Source organism: Winogradskyella damuponensis (genome assembly GCF_039538385.1).
GTDB lineage: Bacteria > Bacteroidota > Bacteroidia > Flavobacteriales > Flavobacteriaceae > Winogradskyella > Winogradskyella damuponensis.
The window spans coordinates 38,001-63,702 of record NZ_BAABCB010000018.1; the positions used below are offsets into that span (position 1 = coordinate 38,001).

At 33.3% G+C, this 25,702-nt stretch carries 13 protein-coding genes; 7 read left to right on the forward strand and 6 right to left on the reverse strand.

From position 1 onward, the window contains the following. Positions 1-15 precede the first annotated feature (15 nt). The 5 genes from ABD730_RS08845 to ABD730_RS08865 form a co-directional block, all read right to left on the reverse strand. Positions 16-8,226, reverse strand: a complete 8,211-nt coding sequence (locus ABD730_RS08845; RefSeq protein ID WP_344714006.1) for a T9SS type B sorting domain-containing protein — start codon at positions 8,224-8,226, stop codon at positions 16-18. Positions 8,227-8,295: 69 nt separating this feature from the next. Next, positions 8,296-10,911: a PorP/SprF family type IX secretion system membrane protein gene (locus ABD730_RS08850; RefSeq protein WP_344714008.1), complete on the reverse strand. Its 2,616-nt coding sequence runs from the start codon at positions 10,909-10,911 to the stop codon at positions 8,296-8,298. Position 10,912: 1 nt separating this feature from the next. Continuing rightward, on the reverse strand, positions 10,913-12,316 hold the full coding sequence (locus ABD730_RS08855; RefSeq protein WP_344714010.1) for a T9SS type B sorting domain-containing protein: 1,404 nt from the start codon (positions 12,314-12,316) through the stop codon (positions 10,913-10,915). Between the two features lie 172 nt (positions 12,317-12,488). Beyond that, on the reverse strand, positions 12,489-13,817 hold the full coding sequence (locus ABD730_RS08860; RefSeq protein WP_215925579.1) for a hypothetical protein: 1,329 nt from the start codon (positions 13,815-13,817) through the stop codon (positions 12,489-12,491). Between the two features lie 260 nt (positions 13,818-14,077). Beyond that, on the reverse strand, positions 14,078-14,530 hold the full coding sequence (locus ABD730_RS08865) for a hypothetical protein (protein WP_334468958.1): 453 nt from the start codon (positions 14,528-14,530) through the stop codon (positions 14,078-14,080). Positions 14,531-15,010: 480 nt separating this feature from the next. Between ABD730_RS08865 and ABD730_RS08870 the strand changes: the two genes are divergently transcribed. From ABD730_RS08870 to ABD730_RS08885, 4 genes are all read left to right on the forward strand, one after another. Further along, entirely contained in the window at positions 15,011-15,607 is a 597-nt protein-coding gene (locus tag ABD730_RS08870) for a hypothetical protein (RefSeq protein ID WP_344714012.1), read from the forward strand. 202 nt (positions 15,608-15,809) lie between these two features. Continuing rightward, on the forward strand, positions 15,810-17,552 hold the full coding sequence (locus ABD730_RS08875; protein ID WP_344714014.1) for a patatin-like phospholipase family protein: 1,743 nt from the start codon (positions 15,810-15,812) through the stop codon (positions 17,550-17,552). A gap of 67 nt (positions 17,553-17,619) precedes the next feature. After that, complete coding sequence (locus ABD730_RS08880) at positions 17,620-18,330, forward strand: hypothetical protein (protein WP_344714017.1); 711 nt, start codon at positions 17,620-17,622, stop codon at positions 18,328-18,330. A gap of 70 nt (positions 18,331-18,400) precedes the next feature. Continuing rightward, the gene (locus ABD730_RS08885) at positions 18,401-19,744 is read left to right on the forward strand and encodes a DEAD/DEAH box helicase (protein WP_344714019.1); all 1,344 of its coding nucleotides are present in this window, start codon (positions 18,401-18,403) and stop codon (positions 19,742-19,744) included. Positions 19,745-19,759: 15 nt separating this feature from the next. Here the strand turns inward: ABD730_RS08885 and ABD730_RS08890 are convergent, their stop codons facing one another. Next, positions 19,760-20,506 (reverse strand): arylesterase, encoded by a 747-nt coding sequence (locus ABD730_RS08890; RefSeq protein WP_344714021.1) that lies wholly within the window; start codon positions 20,504-20,506, stop codon positions 19,760-19,762. Between the two features lie 27 nt (positions 20,507-20,533). Between ABD730_RS08890 and ABD730_RS08895 the strand changes: the two genes are divergently transcribed. From ABD730_RS08895 to ABD730_RS08905, 3 genes are all read left to right on the forward strand, one after another. Further along, positions 20,534-21,226, forward strand: a complete 693-nt coding sequence (locus ABD730_RS08895) for an ABC transporter ATP-binding protein (RefSeq protein ID WP_344714023.1) — start codon at positions 20,534-20,536, stop codon at positions 21,224-21,226. 35 nt (positions 21,227-21,261) lie between these two features. Then, positions 21,262-23,757 carry an ABC transporter permease gene (locus tag ABD730_RS08900; protein ID WP_344714549.1) on the forward strand — a complete coding sequence of 832 codons (2,496 nt, stop codon included), beginning with the start codon at positions 21,262-21,264 and terminating at the stop codon, positions 23,755-23,757. Positions 23,758-23,920: 163 nt separating this feature from the next. Beyond that, positions 23,921-25,678: a helix-turn-helix transcriptional regulator gene (locus ABD730_RS08905; RefSeq protein ID WP_334468978.1), complete on the forward strand. Its 1,758-nt coding sequence runs from the start codon at positions 23,921-23,923 to the stop codon at positions 25,676-25,678. Positions 25,679-25,702: the final 24 nt, after the last annotated feature.

Sequence of the window (25,702 nt, forward strand, 5' to 3'; positions counted from 1 at the left end):
AAATGTTCTTGGCTGTTATCTATATAGTGTAAAATGTCCTACAAATTCCTTATTGTATGTGGAGTCATTTGTTCTAACAACAAACCAATAATCTCCCATAGGCAAATCTCTACCATTATATTTTCCATCCCAAACCTCGCCAACTCTGTAAGTCGCGACTTTACGTCCATATCGATCAAAAATATCGAAGGTTAGGTTAGGGTAGTTTTGTGTACAACCAGGTGCCCAAGTATCATATTCTCCATCGCCATTTGGAGTAAACCAATTAGGAATACAAATGTCTTCAAACTCTAATTGAATTTGTGCTGTTGCATAACAACCTGCACTGTCTGTAACCGTTACCGTGTATAATCCAGATTCTGTGATCATATAAGAGTTTTCAGATCCATAATCTTCACCATTCAAAGTAAATTGGTAGTCTCCTTCACCACCAGAGGCAGTTGCAGTAAACTGGTTAAGTTCTCCCTCTGTTAAGGTTAAGCTTATAGGCTCTGCCATATCTATATCAAAGGGATCAGTAGCCTGAACACAACTATTAGTATGTTGTACTTCTATGTAATGACCTGTTCCTACTGGTACATTGTAAAAAATATTACTGGCTTGAAAAGGGCCTCCATTTAATGAATAATCAAGTTGTGTAAGATCTTCTATAGAAGGATCAACAGTAACTGTTACTATATTTCCTTGCAGATTATCTTCACAGATATATTCAATAGTTATTTCTGGTAAAATACTCACAGATTCTGGAAATGTAATATTCCATTCAGATTCACATCCTTCGGCATCTCTTACAAATACAATATGATCTCCACCAACTAAGTTTGTAAAATCAAATTCCGTTTGTATTGCACTACCTGTAGTGTAAACACCATTATAATCATCTAAACTCACACTATAAGGAAGTGTACCTCCTGAAATGGCAATACTAAATTCTCCATCTTCATATCCGGTGCAAACTTCAGGGAAGAACGAGTCTGCTACAATACTTAATATAACTGGGTTTGGTTCTGTTATAGTAAAATCGAAAGTTAAGTAACAACCTAATTGATCTTGTACAATAATGTTATAATCTCCAGGCGCTAAATTCTCGAAGGTATTAGTTTCAAAAAATTGATTGAGTTGTGGTGAAATAGCATATTTAATAATTCCAGTTCCACCAGAAGCGGTGATTTCAACAGAACCATTATTATTTCCTGCACAGCTTACATTGTTAACTACAATACTAGCATCAAGTGGTGCATCTGGTTCTGTGATACTAATAGGAGCAGAAGTTGCATTACAATCACCACTCTCTACAAGAACAACATAATCACCTGCATAAAGTTCTGTAAAAAAACCAGGACTATTTTCTGTAGCAATTACTGGATTGCCTAAATTATCTTGAAGCGTATAGGTGTAATTTCCTAATCCACCTACTGCTGTAGCTATAATTGTTCCGTTATTATCACCAGCACAATTAATAGTTGGGTTAGTAGACTCTAAGGTAACTTCTAATGTTGGTAATGGATCTACGGTGATTTCATTAGATACGTTAGTAACACAACCATTGGCATCTCTTACATAATAAGCATACGTACCATCAGGAACTGAGAATGTTGTCGATGTTGCAAATGTTCCTATAATAGGTGTAAACGAAGGGTTTTCGCTATAGGAATATAAACCTGTTCCACCAGTTGCACTTAATGTTAATGTAGATTCTGTTAAACATGTTTGTGTTGTTGTTCTTACCAAACTAGCTTCAATTGGTGCTGGCTCAGTAATCACAATATTAACAGATGTAAATTCACAATCATAACCATCAGTAATTCTAACAAAATAGGTTCCAGGCCCTAAGTTTTCAAATACATTAGAGGTTTGCGGACCAGAAACACTAGGTGTTGGTAAAACGGTATTTAATGTATAAGTATAATTTGTGCCTTGTCCGCCAGTAACATTACTAATAGTAATACTCGCATCTTGATCTCCAAAACAAGATAGTACTGTTGTACTTGGAGTAAATGTTGCAGTAATTGGATCAGGTGTTTCTAAAGTTATAGTTTCAGAAACAATACAACCACCAGCATCTCTAACATTTACGATATAAGTTCCAGCAGATAATCCACTAAATGAACCATTGTTAGAATAAGCTACAGTTGCAGCTCCTGTTAGTTCATATTCATAATCTCCCCAACCACCGGTGGCAATAGCTGTTATGGTACCTTCATTATCATTACATGTTACATTTGAAGTTTCAGAAACGCTTAATGTCATAGCTTCTAAAGGAGACGCAATAATGACACTAGATGTTGCAGAACAGAACGGGATATCTGTTTCAGTAATAACCACTGAAAATGTTCCTGCTTCCATTCCTGTTACTATTTCAGGATTGGTAGATGTGTTTGCATTTACAATTCCTGTTACAGAAGTACCTAGACTATCAAAGACCTCATAAGTATATGCTCCGGTGTAATTAGCTATATTAATTTCAAATGAACCAGAGTTATCTCCAAAACAAGTAATAGCATTTGGAGTCAGACTAAGTGTAGGAAGTATAGCTTCTGCAACTGAAATAGATACCTCTTCAGTACAAGATGTTACAGTGTCTGTAATTGTAATTGTATACATTCCTGAAGGGACTCCAGAAAATACATCTCCTGCAAAACTAATTGAAGCAGGATTAGGTGAAATGCTATAGGTATAAGATCCAGATCCACCTATAGTGGTCATGGTAATTTCACCATCATCATCATTACATGTTGGTAAAGCTGTTACCTCTGGTATAATAGTAATAGGTGCAACTACGTCTACTGAAACTGTGTTACCACAGCCATTAACATCATTAATTGTTATAGTATGTGTACCTGAATATAAATTTGAAAGTGTAAATGGAAATGTTTGAGTTTGAAATGCACCACCATCAATACTCACACTGTAAGGAGGTGTACCTACAGTATCTAATGTTACGTCAATTTCATAAGCACCTTCCGCTACTGTACATTGATTATTTAAAGTTGCAGAAATAGCAGGTGTAGGATCTGTATCTATGACTAAAACAGGACTCGTAACGATACAGTTATATGCATCCTTAACATGAACGTAATAACTTCCGGCATCATTATTAAATGTACTTGAACTATTCCATGCTGCATCTGTAACAAGTGGAGGAGTAGCAGTTGTTGTAATCTGATATTGATAAGGAGGTGTTCCGTTTGAAGCTATAGCGCTTATGACACCAGAATTAGGTTCACAATTCGCATTCTGATCAACTGAAGCTGCTAATTCTAATAGAAATGCAGATTCGGTAATATTAAATGGAGCCGTTACAATACCGCAACCAGCGTTAGGTCCTGATGTTTCACGGATTGAAACAAAGTAATTTCCGAATGGGAGCGGACCAAACTCTAATATATTTAATGAGCCATTTGCTGGTAATGCAGCAGAACCACTGATTCCAGTTGTTGTTAAACTTAAAGAGTCAAAGATTTCATAGGTGATAGAGACAGGGCTTCCATAAGAACTGTTTACAGTAAATGAAACGTTACCATCAGCACTTCCAGTACATGTAATATTGTTAGAACTAACCGCTGTAGCTGTTAATGTAGAGTTTGTAGGAATTGGAATTGTTGCTGGCTCATAATAACTACAGAATGTAGAGGCATCATAAACTATAAATGTATATACCACGCCAGGTATTAAATCTGTAAATGTCGCAGATTCACTACCAGGAGTATCTTCACTTAACCATGTTCCAGCAGGATATACAGTACTAGGACCTTCATAAATACTGAAGAAAAATGGTCCAGCACTTGTAAGAGATGATCCAATACTAACTTCAGCTTCTCCACCTGTAGCACAATCAAATGATGGTAAAATATTAATGTCTAAATCTGTTGGAGGTGATGCTACTAATACATCTTGAACTAAAATAGAACAACCATTAGCATCAACCACATTAATTTGATAAAGTCCAAAATCAACCACATCAAAACTAACTGATGTTGATCCTGTAGTGTTTAATTCAGAATTTGAATAACCATTAGTACCCGTAACAAAATAATTGTATGGAGGTATTCCGCCTGTAACTGAGTTTACAATTACTGATCCTTGAGAAATTCCACCAGAGCCACATGTAATATCAACAGCATCATAATCTATAGTTATAGCATCTGGTTCGTTAATCACTACAGTTTCAGTTGCTGTACACATTTTTGAATCTGTAACAGTTACAGTATATGTTCCTGCAGGTAAGCTAGAGGTTTGTGTACCGTAATCGTTTCCTATGCTATCACTCACATTAATTACAAATGGAGGGGTTCCTACAGTTGTATCAATAGTAACATCAATAGCTCCGTTAGTGTCTCCATGGCATAAAATCTCTTGTGTTTGCACTACTAAACTTAGAGCTGGTAATGATACGGGAGTAACAGTAATTACTGAGGACTCAGCTGTACAACCATTCGCATCTGTAATTTGAAGTTGATAGGTTCCAGCAGTTGCAGCGCTGTATGTAAATGGTGTTCCAGTTGTGCCTAAATCGGTATAAGCAGCTCCGTTTATAGATACAGCATATGTGTAAGGTGCGGCCCCAGTAACAGTTCCTGTTAATATAGCATCTGGCGAAGCAGCACAATCTAAATCCTTTGTTAACACCACAGATAATGTTGGAGATGGAGTAGGAACAATGGTATATGATTCACTATACACACAATCATTTTCATCTTTTACTTGAAAAGTATAAGTTCCTGGTTCTAAACCTGAAAAATCAGTAGAGGTTTGGTAAGCTGTCACTGCAGAAGCAGGTGCTGTAATTTGATATTCTAATATGCCTACACCACCAGTTGTTCCTGTAATAGAAATGGTAGCCGTATTAGATGGACATGATACAGGACTATTACTAAACGTTAAATCGGTTGGTGGGTTTAATTCTTCGACTGTAATTTCATCCATTGCAGATGCACATCCTGTAACATCCATTACAATGACAGTATACGTTCCTGCAGTTAAATTACTGAAATTAGCATTATTTTGAAATGTTACACCATCAATACTATAAGTGTAAGGTGCTTGTCCACCTGTAACTCCTGTAACCGTAATGGTTCCATTTGAAAGACAAGTGTAAGGTGCCGATAAATCTACAGTACCAGTAATAGCTGCTGCAGAATCAATAGAAACGGTTTGTGGACTCGATTCACAAACATCAGTACCAGAAGTGTATTCTACAACAACATCATAATTCCCGATAGATAATCCTGAAAATACATTTGAATTAACGAATGTAGCTCCACCATCAATACTATAAGCAATACTACTGCCATTAGCATTACTAACATTGATTGTTATTGCACCAGTACCATCAGAACCAGCACATGCAATATCTGTCGTATCTACAGTATAATCTGGTCCAGATATAGCCTCTACGCTTATAGTCACATCTGTACTACAGTTATTAGAATCTGTAACAACTATGTTATAAACTCCTGCAGAACTTACAGGTATTTGTGGTGTCGATTGAAATTCAGTAGCACCATTTACAAAGTAATAATAAGGAGGTGTTCCACCTACAGGATAAACGGTTAGCTCACCATCAGAACAATTTAAAGGACTAGTTAAAGCCACTGTAGCTGTTAGTATAGGTGGTTCAATAATAGTGATATCTTCAGTAAATAAACAACCGTTTTCAGATTCGATAGTTGCAGTATAAGTTCCAGGGTTTAAATTTTGGAATGTATAAGTATTGTCAATAATAGGCCCAACAGTATTTACAATTGTAGCACCTTGAGAAAGCGTAAATGAGTATTGTGGATCTACATCATTTGCAGATAAATGCACACTTCCTTTATCATCATGACAAAGCGGTTGTGTAACTGTTGTAGAGCCTGTAAATTCACGATCTCTAATTTGAACTTCAGGAACTGTAAATACACATGGGTTTGTTGAAACTCCTATTTGTCTTACATAAACTGTGTAAGTTCCAGGAGTGTCTACAGAAAATACATTACTTGTTTGAAAGTTTGTTCCATCTATACTGTATTCATAACCAGAAGGCACATTATTTACGGTAATGCTTCCGTTTGTATTACAAATAATATCAGATGATACCACTGTAGGGTTTAATATATTTTCGTAAACATTGAAATAGAACTGAACAAAACAACCACCAGGATAATTAATAGTAATTCGATATTGTCCGGCTGTATCAACTACAAATCCAGATTCACTAGGTATTGCATTCCATGTACACGCTGGGTTTTCATTGGCACAGTCAGAATCTGAAACGGCATCACAGCTTGTTTCATCAAGTACTTCCCAAATAATAGAGGTAGAATCGGATACGTTAGTTTGAATAATTCTTGTGTCATCTGCACCACATAAGAATATATTAGGTAATAATTTTCCGTCATTAGGACAAACTACAACTTCATCAGCGTAAGGAATAGCAGGGTTTGTTGTGTTAGCTCCAAAAAGTTGCACATTAAATTCCTGTACAATTGACTGACATGGAGCAATTGCTGTATTGTAAGAGTAATAAGTACCAGATTCGGTAACTGTAATATTTTGTGACGTTCCAATAACAGGAACTCCTGTAGGACTTGTAGACCATGAATAAGAATCGTATCCATTTGCTGCAGTTAACTCTAAACTGTCTCCACAAAGAATTTCACTATACTCAAAAGTACAATCTAAATCAGCTAAAAAGTTAGTAGCTTGTGGTGTAATTAAACAGCCTGTATTACTACTTAAACTCGGGTCGTCTGTAATAGTAAAATCAGGATTTATAGTTCCTTGGTATGTTGCAAAAGCTTGATTATTAATGATGTTTGAACAAGCATCTTCTAACTGACCACAATCATCAACAACTTGTACTTCAATACGGATTTCATAAACAGGATCGTTTTCTTCAACAAGGGAATCGTCAATATCTAAAACAAGTTCTCTTGTTGTAGGATCATAACTATTAACTGTAACACCTGGAGGTAATACTAAATCTGTTGGATGATTATAAATAATATTTACAGGAAGTACATCTCTAATTGTAAAGTTTGTTGCATCATCATTTCCTGTATTTTGAAAACCGATGACATAATTTAAAGACGAACCTAAGCCTACAAGTTGTCCGCCTATATCATTACCTAAATCGTCCTCAACAACTTTTGTTAACACGATGTTTGGAGCGATAATTTCAATTGCAAAAGCACTAAAATAATAGTAGTAAATATCTAAATTACTTCCCAAGCTAATATTAGCAGAGGTCGCATTATTAGCAATAAGCGAATTTCCAGGATTTGGAATATTAATAATACCAGCATCAAAACCTAATGTATTAGAGCTATTAGGTATTCTATTGGTAAACAATTCGGAGGTATTAGTAACAGGATTAATATCTGAAACAGAACTATTGAAAAAGTTATTTCCAGGGCGTATTGTATTTCCAGCATTATTTGTAACACTGATTGTACTTCCATTAAGTTTTAAATAATCTCCTCTATAACTTCTATCTCCTTCAATAGTACTAAAGGCAAATTTTGCACGTACAGGACCTGTTGGTATGGTATTAAAACCACTTACAGGAAATGTTTCGTTAATAGAACTTGTAATCTTAGTAAATCCATCAAAAGAGGTAATATACTTACTAGGTAAAAGAGGGTCTTCATAAACAACAAACAAGGACCAACCAGCAGAAAGGCCTTCTGAATTTGGTTTTGGACCTACTAAAGTAGAAATATTTGCAACAGAATATGTGCCTTCTGGATCTGGCAAAGCTGTTAGCATATCTGTAACATCGTGATAATAGGCATATGTGTTTGATTGGTTATTGTTAGGTGCATTTTGATAGTAGATTTCTGTTCCTGTAATATCTAAATAAGAACCACCAGGAACTTTGAATTTTACATCAGAAATTGGTTCATCTCCATCAACTACTGCACTCCAATATAAACCTGCATAAACTATAACATAACAGCTATCGTCACTTGGTACATCTAAATTGGCACTACTGGAGTTAAAAGTACTAGGATCTCCATCAATATCTACATATACTGCAGCATTTACTCCATCGTTGGTAGAGTTTCCGTTATAAGGATTTGAAACATGTAATCCCACATTACTGTTTCCTATTAAAAGGATATCTCCTTTAATGGCTTGATCATATCGCGGCGAGAATGGCACAAGATTTTGAGCAAACATTTGCTGTCCCAAAATGAGGAATAAAGCAATTATAGCTATTCTAGAAAAAGTAGGTTTTTTCATGATGTTTTAGTTTTTGTCTTCACTTTTTCCTCGGGGCAAAGGCGAAAGCAAAGAGAGGCTTAACTCTTATTAATTTTCAATTTTAACTATTGACATTTTTCCATTATACGGTCTATTTCCTTTTGTTTTTAAGGCTTCATTAGCATCGCTTATGTTATCAAACTTGTCATAGAATATGTAATATTTACTGGTACTAACATCGTGGAAAAAATCGACATCAGATCTGCCAGAAGCTACTACGTTAGTCACAAATTCATTTCTTTGTTTTGTGTCACTATGTACAGCGATGATTAAATAATATCCGCTTTCAACATTATCAATATTTTTTAAAATTTTAATACTATTACCAAGGTCTTCACCAAAGTCAAAATCTTCAGCTTTTAAAGGTGTATCACTTAGTTTAGTTGTTTCTTTAATGTTTTTTAACATTGCTCTATCTTGGCTATATCTATCTTCTTCATTATTAAAAGCAGCACGTTTGATACGTCTTCTTTTTTCAAACTCTGTAGCAACTCTGATTGCTTCTAATTTTGTATCTAGTTTTGTTTTTACTTCCTTAGCTTTTAATTGTTCTGCTTTTAATCTTTTAATTTCCTTTTTGTAGAATAGGGTAACTTCGTCTAATGCAAAAGCACCATTTTCAACACGTTCTTCATAAAGCTTGTTTAATGCATCTATTTTTTCACTTCGTGTTTGAATTACATTTTCTAAGTCTGATTTAATAGCATTAAGTGCATTATTTTCTGCAGTAACACTTTTAAAAGGTTTAGGCTTTACTGTAATACCTTGATCGCTTAAGTCATTTTCTTCTTTTAAATCTTTAAGATCTTGATCTTTAATAGCAACAATATCATCAAACTGTTTTAATAATTCATTTTGAATAGCTTTAGAATTTTCAGTTGACTTTGCTATAGTTTGCATAGACTTAGCAAGAGTGTCTGTTGGATTTGAAATCGCATCATCTTTAGCCTGTTCGTCAGCTTCCTCTTGAGCTTTTTGTTCTGCTAATAGTTTTGCTTGTGCAGCAGCTTCCTCTTGAGCCTTTTGTTCTGCTAATAGTTTTGCTTGTGCAGCAGCTTCCTCTTGAGCCTTTTGTTCTGTTAATAGTTTCGCTTTTGCAGCAGCTTCCTCTTGAGCTTTTTGTTCCGCCAATAATTTTGCTTGTGCAGCAGCTTCTTCTTGAGCTTTTTGTTCTGCCAATAGTTTTGCTTGTGCAGCAGCTTCCTCTTGAGCTTTTTGTTCTGCTAATAGTTTCGCTTGTGCAGCAGCTTCCTCTTGAGCTTTTTGTTCTGCCAATAGTTTTGCTTGTGCAGCAGCTTCTTCTTGAGCTTTTTGTTCAGCTAATAGTTTTGCTTGTGCAGCAGCTTCTTCTTGAGCTTTTTGTTCTGCTAAAAGTTTTGCTTGTGCAGCAGCTTCTTCTTGAGCTTTTTGTTCTGCCAATAGTTTTGCTTGTGCAGCAGCTTCCTCTTGAGCCTTTTGTTCTGCTAATAGTTTCGCTTGTGCTTCTTGTTCTGCTTTTTTATCAGCTTCAATTTTATCAAGTTCAGCTTGAATTTCTACTAATTCTTTAGCTTTTTGTTCTTCTTCCGCTTTAGCTTTTGCCTTTTGTTCTGCAATTAATTTTGCTTGAGCATCAGATTCAGTTTTTGCTGTAGTTTTGCTAGTTGTTTTACGACTTGCTACTCTTGAATTGTTAGTTTTTGATATACGTCGTTTTTTCTTTCTGCCCGAAAGAATACCGCTCACTTCATCTTCGCGACTATAATCATAATAATTATTGTTTTTAAATCTATACGCCAATGTGATTTCGTGTGAAGAACCAAATGTATTTAAGTCTCCAATGGCTTTCTCATAATTATATTCAATAGCTATCTGTGTTGTAATATTAAGTCCAACACCACCTGAAACACCATTAAGCGTGTTATAACCCGCTTGTGCCCAAATTCCTTTAGGAACTGTTACCATAGCAACAGCAGAAAGAATAGTTTCTTCTTTTTGAAATTCAGATCGTAATAATCCTGAAAATTTACTTTCATCAAAAAAACCTCTGCTATCCATATAGCCAGTATACATTATATGGGCTTGAATACCTTGCTGTGGGTTATCTTCTATAAGTTCTGAAGATTCAAAATTGTATAATGCTAAATTATTAATGGACAGTCCAAAATCTAAAAATTCTGTTCCATAATTAATACCTGGATTAATTGTTAATAGGAAATTCTCTGGCACATTTTGTAATGAAGGGTCTTCAAAATTAGTAACGACATTTGCCGTGTTAACACCGCTTTTATAAGCTCCAACATTAATACCAAAAGTAAGATTGCTATCCTGACCTAATCTTGCATTATATGCAAAATTCAAAATACCACCAAAGGTGGTTAGTACTCCATAATTTTGTTGAAACAGTCCTAATCCTGCACCTATATTTTCTCCAAAGCGTCCAGAATAACTCGCTAAATAGGTGAGTGGTGCGTTTTCAAATTGTATCCATTCTCTTTTATTATAGATACTAATATATTTTGTTTGTTCTCTAACAAAACTAAATGTTGGATTTATGGTATACCTATTAAACGTTAAAGAATTCCGTGTGGGAATAGCAAGCGAAACTACTCCGTCATCTTCTTGAGAGTAGAATGTCTGTACAGAACAGATACATAATATAAAAAGTAAAAAATGTGCTTTCATATTATTTCACTACGGTTATAGTTCCTTTTTTTGTGTTGTTATCAGTAGTTGTAATGATGTAATAAAACACCTGATTAATACTTGTTAAGTTTAAATTGTTTTCTGGCCAATTATTTTGGTAATCATTGGTTTTTAATACTATTTCACCACGATTGGTCATTATAATAACTTCGGTATTTGTTCCACTTACATAAGCAGTTGGTATAACCCAAGTGTCATTTATTAAATCGCCATTAGGACTAATAACATTTGGTATTTTTTCAACATCAGGAAAAAGATCTAGAGCTTCTTCAATTGTAAATGTGTATTCTACTGAAGCTTCACAACCTGTAGTTTCTGAGATCACAACTTTATAATCGCCAAATTCAGTAGCCTCAAAAGAAGCTTCAGTTGCGCTTGCTATAATTGTATTGTTTAAATACCAAGTGTATGTAGGGTTTTGAGCTGTTGTAGTCACATTAACCAATAACGATTCTCCTGAAAGCATTTCATTATATTCTGAGACGTCAATTGAACTTTCAAATAGTTCACTTACTAGCTCTATAGTACCTGAAGCGGAACAATCTCCTAAATCTACTTGAACTGAAAACGTACCAGACTCATTAGTTTGGTACATTTGACTTGTAGCACCTGGAATAAGGTTGCCGTTTTTAAACCATTGATATGTATTTCCGCCAATTGTACTTAAGGTTGTAAAACCTTGTTCTGGACAATATGGATTTCCTAAACTAGAAGCAATAGTTGCATTAGCTTCACCAGAAATAGCTTCACTAATAGTTACACGATTAGAAAATGAATCTGATGTACAACTGCCATAATTTGTTTTTACGAAATAAGTACCATTCTCACTTACAGATAGTGTTGGTCCATCTGCGACATAAGCATATGTTGTAGGACCTGTTTCTTTGTACCAAGAAAAAGTTAGGTTTGGATAAAGTAATGGAGAATCGTTTGTTTCACTTCCAGGGTTATCTATAGTTAATAAATAGCTACCGCCTGTACAAAAGGCTCCAGTAGAAACTAAATTATTAATTGTAAATGGTGAGTCTTGAATTTTATAATAAGCCGCAAAAGGTATTGATTTAGAGCTTGTTGCTACAGGTGCACTACTTTTAATACGAATACGATAATTTTCGCCAGCAGTTGTGTTTGGTATTGAAAACTCTAAAGTTGCAGGTGAGGTGGTTACTGATCCTGCTTCAGAAGTATACACTATTGTTGGATCTGAAAAATCACCATCAGCATCAGACATTTCAATAGTAAATTGATTAGAAGCACTTAATGCAGATTCCGGTGAAAAAACAAATGTAGTATTATAAGTGTTAAATGATGCACTTGCGCATGCTTGACTAAAACCTAAGTTTGGCGTACCAATTACTACTTGCGCAGTAGCCTGTTTTGACATTAAAACAGTACATAGGCAAATTCCAAATAAGAATTGTGTTAGGTAAGTAGGTTTAAGCATCGGGTTGGGGTGTAATTTTTTAATCTATAAGCTATTTGGGTTTTATCAGTATAGTAACATATTTAAACAATCATTTGCATATATGTTATATTATTGGGCGTTTGAAATTATTTTATTCATCATCTTCTTCTTTTTCATCGTCAAACAAATCATTTGAAGCTATAATTTTGTTAATTCTTAATCTAAAATCTGGAGCTCTACTATTATCAGAGTCAATAAAAGTTTCAGAATCTGGTCCTTTAGAGTACACATTGTCAAAAGCTCGACTTCCATACCAACTCTCTAAATCATCATTGTTAATGTGATCTTTTCTATAAATATTTCCTTTACAATTGTTGAAATATGAACGCGTGAATTGAATCTTTTCTAAATTTTCATTGTTGATTTCTATTCTGTCATCTAAGATAACAGCTGGTTTAAATCCTGAAATCACACTTTTATGAATATTAAACGATACATCTGGCCCAATATAAATTGCTTCTTGTACTAAGCCTACTTTAATATCTGATTTTAAATCATTACTTACATTAACTAACGTAAGGTTTTCAGCATTTACAAAGGTTTCCTTTTTAGAGGTGTCTGCTTTTTCTTTTATATCGTAAGAACTGATATACATACAACGTGAACCATCTGGACTAGAGATGTAAGGTGATCTTACCGCTAAAGCATTTTTTATAGTACTTTGTGTACCTTGGTTAAAGTTGTAATCGTTTTTATTAGATCTAAAAGAAACCGTTTTTGTTAAGTTTACTTCTCCGCCTAAAATGTTAAATGAATTGCCTTCGCAATAACTAACCATTACATTTTTAATATTAGTTTCTGATCCAACACCTGCAAGTGTTAATCCGCTAAAATTTCCAAAATCCTTTGTTTTTTTTCCAGCGTATTCAATTCTAGTATAGTTTAGCACACCAGAGTTGCTCTCAGTGTTATCGCCACCATAACTAATACTTTCAGTTGAAGAAGGATTTAAGCCATAATTAAGTGATGCTACTTTTCCAAAGGTGTTAATAGGAGCATCACCAAGAATAAAAATACCTCCCCAATCTCCTGGTTTTTTATCTGATCTGTTAGATGTAAATACAATTGGGTCTGTAGATTTTCCTTCGGCTATAAGTTTAGAACCATTGCTAATAATTAATGATCCTTTGGTTTTATAGTCACCAAGTATTACTGTACCAGGTTCTATAACTAAAGTTGTACTATCTGTAACAAAAACATCACCTAGCAAAAGATAGGTATTCCTTTTTGTTAATGTTGTGTTTTCCGAAATGTTGCCAGACAGTATTTGTGTAGGTTCTTCATAGTTGGCTTTATTAGGCTGAAAGTCTGTCCATGAATCTAGCCAATTGTTATAGCCAGTAATTCCTTTTTCCTGTTGGGCAAATAAATTACCTAACACTAAAAGAAAGACAAGTGTAGTAAAAGTAATTTTTTTCATAGTAGGTTAATTTTAAGTTTAGATTAAGGGCTTTTAAACTTTATATCATCAAACATATAAACAATACCTATGAAACACAAATAATATCGATGAAATACATAATATTATACATATAATAATATTTTTCTTACAAAAAATAACACTTTGTCGAATAAATTTATATGTTTATAAGGAATGTGTCATAAAAACAGTAATAAAAAAAACCTTGACAGATAATACGGTCAAGGTTTTAAAACACATTTAATAAATAAAAAAACTAATTAGTCCTTTTTAAAATCGTCATAGGTATGTAATGCTTTTAATGTAGATTCATAAAAAAGAATTGCCGCTATTAAATCCTTCGTGTCTGAATAGGGTAATATCTTTTTTTGAAATTCCATAGTACTATCAAAATAAGACGTAGAGGCTTCAATGTTTTCTTCTAATGCTCTTTTATTATCTTTTGTATCAGGAATACCTAATGTTTCCATTGTAACACCCGGTTTAGTTGCGAATGCAATGTTTGGAAGTATATTTACAATAACTTCTATTCGTTCTATATAAAGAACAAGTAAATCTCCCTTTTTCATCTTTTTTAAGTCCTCTCGACTGTGGTATTTGGAGATATTTACTTTACCACTAATAATACTCTGAGATTCCTCTTTTTTTTGAGCAAAACCAAAGGTAATCATTAGAGAAAAAATCGCACAAAATAAAGTAGATTTGGTATTCATATTCACGCTTTTAAATTAATCTTAGTGCAACAAATCTATGCAATTAATTAAAAAAAGCAACTATATTTCTATGTTTTTTACAAAATTTCACATCGATTAAATAGCTATTTTTATAGTTAAACTGCTTAATTACTTGACAAAACGCACATAATACCGATAAAATACATTGTTGTTTTTTAACGAGATAATTGCCTAAAAATGAATGATTTTTAGGCCCAAAATGAAATATAATTTAAAAAAACGCATTTTTTTCAGGCTTAAAAAGCTAATATTTTGATATCGATAAAATGCATCAAAACATTTTCTTAAGCAGAAAAATACAGTAACAATTACCTCCTTTTATCGAATTGTAATTCTTAGTATTTCATCGGAAATATTTGTCGGCATTTTCGGTTCGTCGTATAAATAATACATTGATAAGATTTTTAACGATTTACCAACTAAAAGCTTCAATTTTAGGTAATCTTAACTCATTATCTTATGAAAAATCGAATGTTCTTATATTGCTTTATCTGCTTTTTTAGCGCTAATTGCATTATTTCAGCTCAAGATTCTAATAATCAACTACCATTATATGATTATACAGACCTTAATTTTAAGAATGTAGATACTATTCCTGATTATGAATCTAAAACGAATAAACTTAAAGTCTCAGGTATTATTTATAAAAGTGATGGAGTAACACCTGCAAAAGATGTTATTCTTTATGTAGAGCAACCAGACGAAAATGGTGATTTTGATTTAAGAGAAACGAAAGAAAAACGTTATGTTAACCATAGAGGATGGGTAAAAACGGATGCAGATGGTCGTTATACATTTTATACGTTTGTTCCAGGAAACGATAGAAGATTTAATCAAATGCAACAATTATTTCCAATTGTAAAAGAACCATCAAAAGATGCTTATGCGGTAGAGACCTTTCTTTTTGATGAAGATCCGATGCTAACAAAAATGTGTAGAAAACGTATGGCAAAAAAAGGAGATTTATCTAGAATTTTAAAATTAAAAAAAGAAAATGGTATTTTAGTTGCTCAGCGTAATATCATTTTAAAATCAGACACAGAAGCTACGAAATAGTAGTCTTAACATAATAGCTTATTTAAGCGTTCTAAATAACATATTTAGGACGCTTTTTTTGTGTTCTATACTTTATCGTATTTAAAGGCAATCAAAACATTTAGATCTCTAGTCTATAATTTTATATCTCTTGAAGAAGATTGCATACCTTCATCTTTCTTTATAATTTTAAACCTTAATGATATTTAAATAAACAGATCTAATGAGTAAACAAACCTTTCATTTAGGGCTTTCTTTAGCAGGCGCAGTATCTGCAGGTGCTTATACTGCTGGTTTTGTAGATTACCTCTTGGAGGCTCTTTCGGAATGGGAATTAGCAAAGCAGGCACAAAAAAATAATCCAAATAGTAACATTCCTAACCATAATGTGGTTATTGATGCTATTGGAGGTGCTTCGGCAGGTGGAATGGTTGGAATGATAGCAACTTTAGCATTATATGCAGGCAATTGGAAACCTGTAAAGAAAGTGTCTAACAAAAAAACAGGTAATATCCTTTATGATAGTTGGGTGTTTTTAGATGATGATTTAGATCTTTATAAAGAAAAGGGGAGTGGTAAAGCTACTTTTGAAAAAATGTTGGACACTTCTGATATTAGCCCAGAAATTGGCACACCATCACTTTTAAACTCTAGTCCTATAGATAATATTGCAGAACGTGTTTTTAACGAATTGCCCACTGACGCTAGTTTAAAAAATTTACCAGAATTTATTGCTAAAGATTTAAGGTTACTAATTACACTAACAAGTCTTAGACCTCTGGATTATAAAGTAAAATTAAGTAGAATTAAATCTAAATTTTTAGACGAAACGCCTTCTCACCGTGTTAGTAGCCATGATGTTTTAGCGCATTTTAAACTGAATTATGACGCAGAAAAAGATAAAAACCATTATTTACCTTTTCATCCACATTCATTAGAGTCAAGAGATTTTTTAAAAAAAATAACAAAAGCAACTGGTGCATTTCCTATTGGTTTAAAACCACGTTATTTTGATAATGAATTTGCTACAGCATATTTAAATAACAGTTTAAAAGTTAGAAAATCCTTAATAGATGATAATTTGGACGTCCTAATAGATGAAGAAACGTCATCAAATTTTCAATTTACAGCTATTGATGGAGGTACAATAAATAACGAACCTTTTGATGAAGTTTTACGTCATCTTATTAAAAAACATGGAGAACCTAATATAGACAACCCTAAATTTGGAACAGTTTTAATTGATCCATTCCCTAGTTTTTTCGATTCCATAAAAACAGATACAGTCAATTATAAAATCTCAAGTGTTTTAGGAATATTAGGAGCTTTAGTACCAACTATTCTTAACCAAGCACGTTATAAACAGACAGATACTTATGGTGTGGGCTTGTTTAAGTTGATGTCATTTCCTAGAAAGTTAAAACCAGGAAAAATGGAAATTAGAGAACATCCTCCATTAGCTACAGGCGCTTTAGAAGGTTTTGGTGGATTTTTAGATATTAAATTTAGACAACATGATTTTTTTCTCGGTAGAGATAATGCGCGTAATTTCCTAAGAGGAATTCTTTTTTTAGAATGTGATAAAAACGATCCTAACAATTTGTTCTATGGAGTTAGTGATACTGCAATTGAAGAATTTAGAAAGAAAGTGAAACAAAAAGATGGAAGTGAAAAAATTTATATGCCTATTATTCCTGATGTGAGTAAAATTAAAGGCGATACTAACCCAACAAGTTATGAGGTTGAAGACTTTCCTCAATTTAATGCCAAAGCCTTTAAAGCTTTAGAAAAACCAATTAAAAACAGAGTTAAAGCCATTTTAAAAGCCGAATTAAAAGGACGTATTAAACGTTGGTGGTTGCGTCCAATTGTAAGTGTTTTTAGAGGTGTTATTGCGGGTAAAATTACTAAATGGATTATAGAACAAGTGGAAACTGATTTTAAAAACAGAAAAATGTATAATTAGTGATTAGTGATAAACTTTGTCAATTAATAATTCTTTTTTTTAGGTATTAAAACTATATATTTATGATATGAAACTCTTCAACAAACAACGCTTCCAATTTATAGAACGTAAACGCTTAAAGTCATACTTAACTTACGCTTTTGGTGAAATTATTTTAGTGGTTGTAGGTATTTTAATTGCAGTAAGTATTAATAGCTATTTCAATAAAAAAAATCTAGATGACTCTAATCAAGAATTAAAATCTCAAGTCATTGTTCAGCTAGAAAAAGATATAAAACACGTAGAAGAATTTGAACAAGAATTAAACACACTTAATCAAGCTTATTTAAAAGTATTAGATAGACCACATGATGCTTCAAAACTTAATTCTAATAGTGTTGTTGCTACTTTACTGTTAAATATTAAAGTATTATCACTTGGTAATTCTGCTACAAATCTGATTGACAATGCGCAACTTAACAATAGTAAAGATGCCAAGAATATGCTTAATCTTAGTAGCTCTTATAAGCTGTATTTAAAGAGTATAGATGATACTGAAGCTATTATATTTAAAGCTATATCAGACAATTTAAAAGCTATAGAAGACAGTGAAGATTGGTATGTTGAATTTATCACGGATTTTAATTGTACTCCTGAGTGCTTTACGTTTTTAACAACAAGCAAAGAACACAAAGCTCGTATGGCATCTCTACGGTTTTTATATGTTAATGTTTATAATAACATTCTTAATAATTTTAAAACGGACTTAAAGTGGTATTTAAAAACACTGAAAAGTTAAGTTTTTAGATCGTTCTTATTTATGCCATTCCCAAGAACAGTATTCTTACCTTTGTCAAAATTATTTTTTTATGTCAAAGTATTTTTCCGATTTAGGAATTAATGAACAGCTACAAAAAGGACTAGCTGATTTACACATTTCTAATCCTACAGATATTCAAAACAAAACCATCCCTGTTATATTACAGAAAGTGGATGATGTAGTAGCTTTAGCTAAAACAGGAACAGGAAAAACAGCCGCCTTTGGCTTGCCTTTATTACAGTTAATTGATGTAAAAAAAAACGAAATACAAGCTGTTATCTTAGCACCAACTCGAGAACTTGGCCAACAAATTAGCGCCAATTTAAATGCATTCGCTAAACACATTCCTGAGATGTCTATTGCCACAGTTTGTGGTGGGATTCCTATTAAACCTCAAATAGAACGTTTACAAAGTACCACACATATTGTTGTAGCAACACCTGGTCGTTTGGCCGATTTGGTAAAACGAAACGCTGTTGATATTTCAAAGATTTCATACTTTGTTTTGGATGAAGCAGATGAAATGGTTAGTGCTTTAAAAGAAGGATTAGACGCTATTATTAAAGAAGTTCCTAAAAAGAGACGTACATTATTATTTACTGCTACTATGCCAGGAACCATAAAACAATTGGTTCAAAATTACATGTCAAAACATGTAGTGCATATTGAAGCAGATATGGCAACTGTTGGACATCAAGGTATAGATCATCAATTTGTGGTGGTTGAACCTATTGAAAAATTAGATGTTCTTCTTCATTTTTTAAATTCTAAAGCAGGTCAACGCGGTATTATTTTCTGTAAAACCAAAGCTGCGGTTAATAAACTCGCTAAGAATTTAGCAATTAATAAATTTTCGTCTGGTGCCATTCATGGCAGTTTGTCACAAGGCATTAGAGATCGTATTATGGGACAATTTAGAGAAGCTCATATCGATATTTTAGTGGCAACAGATTTGGCTGCACGTGGTTTAGATATTAAAGACGTGGCTTATGTAATAAATTATCATTTACCAGATACTTACGATGCTTACGTTCATAGATCAGGACGAACAGCAAGAGCAGGAGCAAAGGGCTTAGCTTTAACTATTCTACAGCAAGAAGAAGTCATTGATATTGCCGATTTTGAAAATGAATTAGGTATTCATTTTTCTGAATTAAAAAAAGCGAATACACAAAGTATTGAAGAAACTAAAGCGGTGTTATGGGCCAGAAAGATATTTAAGACCAAACCAAACAGAGCTATTTCTGAAACGCTAAGAAAAGACGTTCGTACTATTTTTCATCATTTAACCAAAGAAGAGTTAATAGAAAAAGTATTAGCTCACCAATTGGCAGAAACAGCTTTAGCTGCCACAAAACCCGAGGCTAATAAAAAGAAAAAAAAGAAGCACTAACTTCAGAAAGCGTTATTATTTATTAATCACTGGTTCAAGAGTTTCCCAAACGGTATTAGCCACTATTTTATGACCTTCAATAGTAGGATGAATGCCATCAGCTTGATTTAACTTAGCAATACCACCTACATCTTTCAGTATAAAAGGAATAAACTTTAAATCATTCTTAGATGCCAAATCTGCAAAGATTTGTCTAAATTCTGTAGTATAATCCTGTCCCATATTGGGTGGTAATTCCATACCTGCAAGGATGATTGTCGTTTCTGCATTTTTTTCTTTTACAGCATCTATAATAGATTGAAGATTAGCACGTGTTTCAGAAAGTGAAACACCTCGCAAGCCGTCGTTAGCCCCTAATTCTAGTAGGAAAACATCAATATTTTGATTTAAAATCCAGTTGATACGACTTTTTCCACCAGCAGTAGTTTCACCACTCACTCCTGAATTAACAACGGTATAATTCAAGTCTAAAGCATCTATTTTTTGTTGTAAGATAGCAGGATAAGCATCATTAATATCGTCTAATCCATAACCTGCAGTAATACTATCTCCAAAACAGAGAATGGTTTTAGATTTGGTTTCACTAATCACAGTATCTTCTGTTTTTGATAGAGGTTGCGTTTCCGTTGTCTCTTTTGTAGCGGTATTATTACCACAACTAAGGAATAGCACACTTACCATAAAATAACAAAATTTTATGAGTTTAGAGCCGTTTAGGATTGGTGAAATTAAATACAAATGATTATTTTGAGCCTTCGACATAAGTGTCCTAAAAATTTAAAAGTTAATATGCCAAAGATATTAAAGATTACTGGTCTAGGAAAGACATATTCTAGTGGTAACAAACAATTAACGGTCTTAAATAACATTTCTTTCGATGTTGAAAAAGGACAAACCTTCTCAATTATTGGCCCTTCAGGAAGTGGAAAAACAACCTTACTAGGTCTATGTGCTGGACTAGATGATCCCAATACTGGAACTGTAGAGTTATGTGGACATGATTTAAGTCAATTAAATGAAGACGAACGTGCGCAATTGCGAAATAAAGAAGTAGGCTTTATATTTCAAAATTTTCAGTTGTTACCAACACTTACAGCACTTGAAAATGTAAGCGTACCTTTAGAATTACAAGGAGATAAAGATGCGGTAAAAAAAAGTAAGTCATTATTAGAAAAAGTAGGTTTAGTAAATCGTTTTCACCATTATCCATCACAGCTTTCGGGTGGCGAACAACAACGAGTGGCTTTAGCAAGAGCTTTTGCAAACGCTCCTTCCATTTTGTTTGCAGATGAACCAACAGGGAATTTAGACGAAGAAACAGGAGAAAAGGTTATAAAATTGTTGTTTGATTTGAATAAAGAAGCAGGAACAACTTTAGTCATTATTTCTCACGATTTAGAATTAGCAAATCGGACACAACAAATTCTACGATTAAAAGGTGGACAAATACTAACAAATCAAGCAACAACAACAACACTTTGAGTATATCTAAACTAAACACGGCTTGGCTTTTTAAAATGGCATGGAGAGATGCTAAGGCAAGTAGAGTGCGATTGCTATTATTTATGGCATCTATTATTTTAGGTATTGCAGCTGTAGTAGCTATTCAGCTATTTAGTACCAATCTTAAAGACAACATTCAGCGACAATCCAAAGCCTTGATGGGAGCGGATTATATTATAGATACGAGACAAGTTCCTACGGAACGAGCCCAAACAATTATAGACTCATTAAAACCTGATGCTTCTGAAGTTAACTTTATGTCCATGGTTGCTTTTCCTAAAAATGGAGGGACAAAATTGGTTAAAGTACGTGGCTTAGAAGGAGACTTCCCGTTTTATGGTACAATTGAGACACAGCCTGCTTTAGCTGCAGCAACTTATCAAGAAACAGGAGGAGCTTTAGTTGATGCTACTTTATTACTTCAATTTAATATTAAACCTGGAGATTCTATAAAAGTAGGTCATATAACACTTCCTATTATAGGTGCTTTAAAAGCTATTCCAGGAAGCACGGCTATTTCAACTTCGGTAGCACCACCAATTATAATTCCTTATCGCTTTATTAAAGATACAGAGTTATTACAATTTGGTAGTCGTAAAGAATATCAATACTTCTACAAAGCTTCAGACACACTTGATTTAGAGGTTTTTGAAGCTAAAATAAATCCTATGTTAAAAGCCGAAAGTGCAGATTTAGATACACATACAAGTACTAGTGAACGCTTAGGTAGACGTTATGATAATGTAGGCAAGTTTTTAAATTTAGCTGCTTTTATAGCTTTATTATTAGGGTGTATTGGTATTGCTAGCTCTGTTCATATTTATATAAAAGAGAAATTAAAAGCGATTGCTGTTTTAAAATGTATGGGAGCTTCTAGATTACAGAGCTTTCTTATTTTCCTGATTCAAATTTCTGGAATTGGAATTATTGGAGGCTTAATTGGAGCTCTTGTTGGTGTAGGAGTACAAGAGTTATTTCCTTTGCTTTTAAAAGACTTCCTTCCGTTTTCTGTTACCATAAGTATTTCTGCTCAGCCTATTGTAATGGGTGTTTTTCTCGGACTTTTTATGTCGGTATTATTTGCTTTATTACCTTTATTAAGAACTTGGTACGTGTCTCCTTTAGAGGTACTACGCGTAAACGAACAAGCCTCACAAGAGCCTAAAAAAGTAAAGTTTACTGTCTTCCTAATTATATTGAGCTTTCTGTTTTTGTTTTCGTATTGGTTGCTTCAAGATGTGGCTTATGCCTTAGGTTTTGTTATTGCAACGCTCATCACTTTTGCTGTCTTAGCTGGTGTTGCTTTGTTGTGCATTAAATTAATTCGGAAGTATTTTCCTAAACGTTGGGGTTTTACAGCACGCCAGAGTTTGCTAAACTTATTTAGACCCAACAATCAAACAGTTGTTTTAGTAGTTGCTATTGGTTTAGGGACATTTTTAATTAGTACTCTATATTTTACAAAAGATATCTTATTGTCAAAAACCGAAGTGGGACAAACGGCAGGTAGTGCTAATCTCATTATTTTAGATGTACAAAGTGAACAGCGTGATGCTTTAAAACAAACAATTACGTCTCAAGGTTTACCTATTGTAGATAATATTCCATTGGTAACAATGCGTATGCATCGCATTAAAGATCAGTTGGTAAATGACATGAAAAAAGATACCACAAAACAAGTTCGTGGTTGGATTCTAAATCACGAATTTAGAACAACTTACCGCGATTCACTTATAGCTTCAGAAGAACTGTTAGAAGGTGTGTGGACATCAGAATTAAAGCCGGGAGACCCAATCGTTATTTCTATTTCAGATAATCTTGCCAAGGATGCTAAAGTAGGTGTTGGTGATGCTATTGTTTTTAATGTGCAAGGAGTGCTTATGGAAACAACAATTGGTAGTATTAGAAAGGTAGATTGGGGAAAAATACAACTCAACTTTTCTATTGTATTTCCTAAAGGAGTCCTAGAGAAAGCTCCGCAGTTTAATGTTATTTCTACTTCTGCACCAAATGAAGTGGCTTCTGCAAACTTACAACGCGATTTGGTTCAAAAATTTCCTAATGTATCTATTCTAGATTTACGACAAGTCATTACTATTATTGAAGATATCTTAGATAAGGTGTCATGGATTATTAATTTTATGGCCTTCTTTAGTATTCTCACAGGAATTATAGTCCTTATTGGCTCTGTAAGAACTAGTAAATACCAACGTATTAAAGAAAGTGTATTACTAAGAACACTTGGCGCTAAGAATTCTCAGATATTAAGAATTTCAGCTTTTGAATACGTGTTTTTAGGACTTTTAGGCAGTTTAGTTGGTATTTTATTAGCTTTAGTCAGTAGCTTATTTTTAGCTCTATTTGTATTTAAAGAACCGTTTACCCCTTCACTAATTCCATTTTTAGTCTTTTTACCAGGTATTACTATATTGGTATTAGGAATTGGGCTGAGTAATATTCAAACCGTACTTAGAAGTTCGCCTTTAGAAGTCTTGCGTAAAGAAGGATAGTTGCTTTAAATATTGATTTTTGTTTGAAGTAGGAAGGTCACTTCAGAATAATGAACTTCTGAAGAGATTTTTTAAGGCTTACTTTTATTAAAGTCTTTTCTGGTTTATACTGTTACTCTAAAAAAATAGGTATATTTAGAGAATCCTAACCTATTGATAATTAATGTTTAAGTATTACGCATCACTATTGCTTTTGTGCAGTATAGCCATACCACAGTTATGGTCTCAAAGCACAGCAATTACTAGTGAATCAGCTTTTAAGGAGTACCAACAGATTAGCGACTCTATGTCTTCTGTATTTCCAGAAGATGATATAAAAACATACCGACGCGCATCATTTTCTGATGTCCAAATGCAAAGGTATTTATCACTTCATTTTAAGCGTTTAGACATATTAAATCATATTGAAGGACACGTTAAATTTGTTTTAGACAGTTATCTACATTCGGGAAATTGGTTTAGAGAAGTAGGATTTCCTAAAGAGTCTATTAAATCTTATCTCAACTTTTTTAATTACTACGAAGATCATGAAAATGAATTAGATATAACTGAGCGCAATAAATATATGGAAATGCGAAGTTATGCGCGAAGCATGCTTGCAGAGAGTTATGCAAAGCTTGGTTTATTAGATAGCGCCGCATTTCAACATAAAGCAAATATGGCGTTTACTAAGAATCTAAACTATATTTACCATCCGTCTTCAATAAACAATTATGGCCTTTTTTTTTATTGGCATAAAAAAGACCTTGATTCTGCGATGTATTTCTTTGAACGTGCCTATGCGCTTACAAAGTCTAAATTTCCAAAGCATACTTTAAATGGAAGTATACGCGATAATATTGCAGATATTTATATAGACCAGCAAGATTATAAAAAGGCACAGCCATTATATCAGCAAAATTTTGAGTATTTCAAAACAGCCATTAATGAAGCAACCTTAGCTAAAGATATTCCTCGGTTAATTAGTGCAGGATCACAATTAGTAACGACCAATACACAATTAAGTCAGTTAGACGCTGCACAACGGGTTTTTAAAGAGTTAGAAACCATTGTAAAATATCAAGAATTGAATAACAGTATAACGTCTAGTTCTAAATTAGAATTTTTAAGAGCTAAAGAACGTTTGTTAAGTGCTCAAAACAATATTTTAGAAGCCTATGCTACAGTAAAGACGATAGAACGTTTTTCGGATAGTCTTCAGGCCATATCTAATCATGCTGATAAAAAATGGCAAGAAGAATTGAATGATATTACGATAGACAAAATTGAATTAAATTTTAAAATAGATCGCATTCAAAAAGAGAATATGATTAAAAATCAGCGTGCTAAACTTTGGTTTATTGGGCTTTTATCGTCTATTTTCATTATTCTATTAATGACACTTATTATTAGTAGAAGGCAACACCTTATCAATGCAAAAAATAAACAATTATTAGCTGAACAGAAACTAGAAAACTCAGCCTTAAAGGTCGAGCAGCTTAATTCAGAGATTAAATCTAAAGAACGTGATTTGTCTGATTTTGCTATAAAACTTACCCAAGATCAAGATTGGGCAAAAGAATTAGCAGCGCAATTAGAGGCCATAAAGCAGACTTCATCAGAAGAACGCGAATCCTTAATAAAAACCTTAGATCACGCTATTGCCAATAAAATTAATGTAGATAGTGATACACAAGATTTCTTTGAACGCTTAGACAAATTAAGTCATACCTTTTATAGTAAACTCACACACAGTTACCCAAATTTGAGTAAAAATGAAATTAGACTTTGCTCATTAATTCGCTTAAAAATTGAAAGTCGTAGTATTGCCACACTTCAAAATATAACTTTAGCGTCACTAAATACGAGTCGTTACCGTTTAAGAAAAAAACTAAATCTCTCAGAAGATGTCGACTTAGACTTTTTTATTCAAAATTTATAAAACATTTATTTACAGTGGATTATA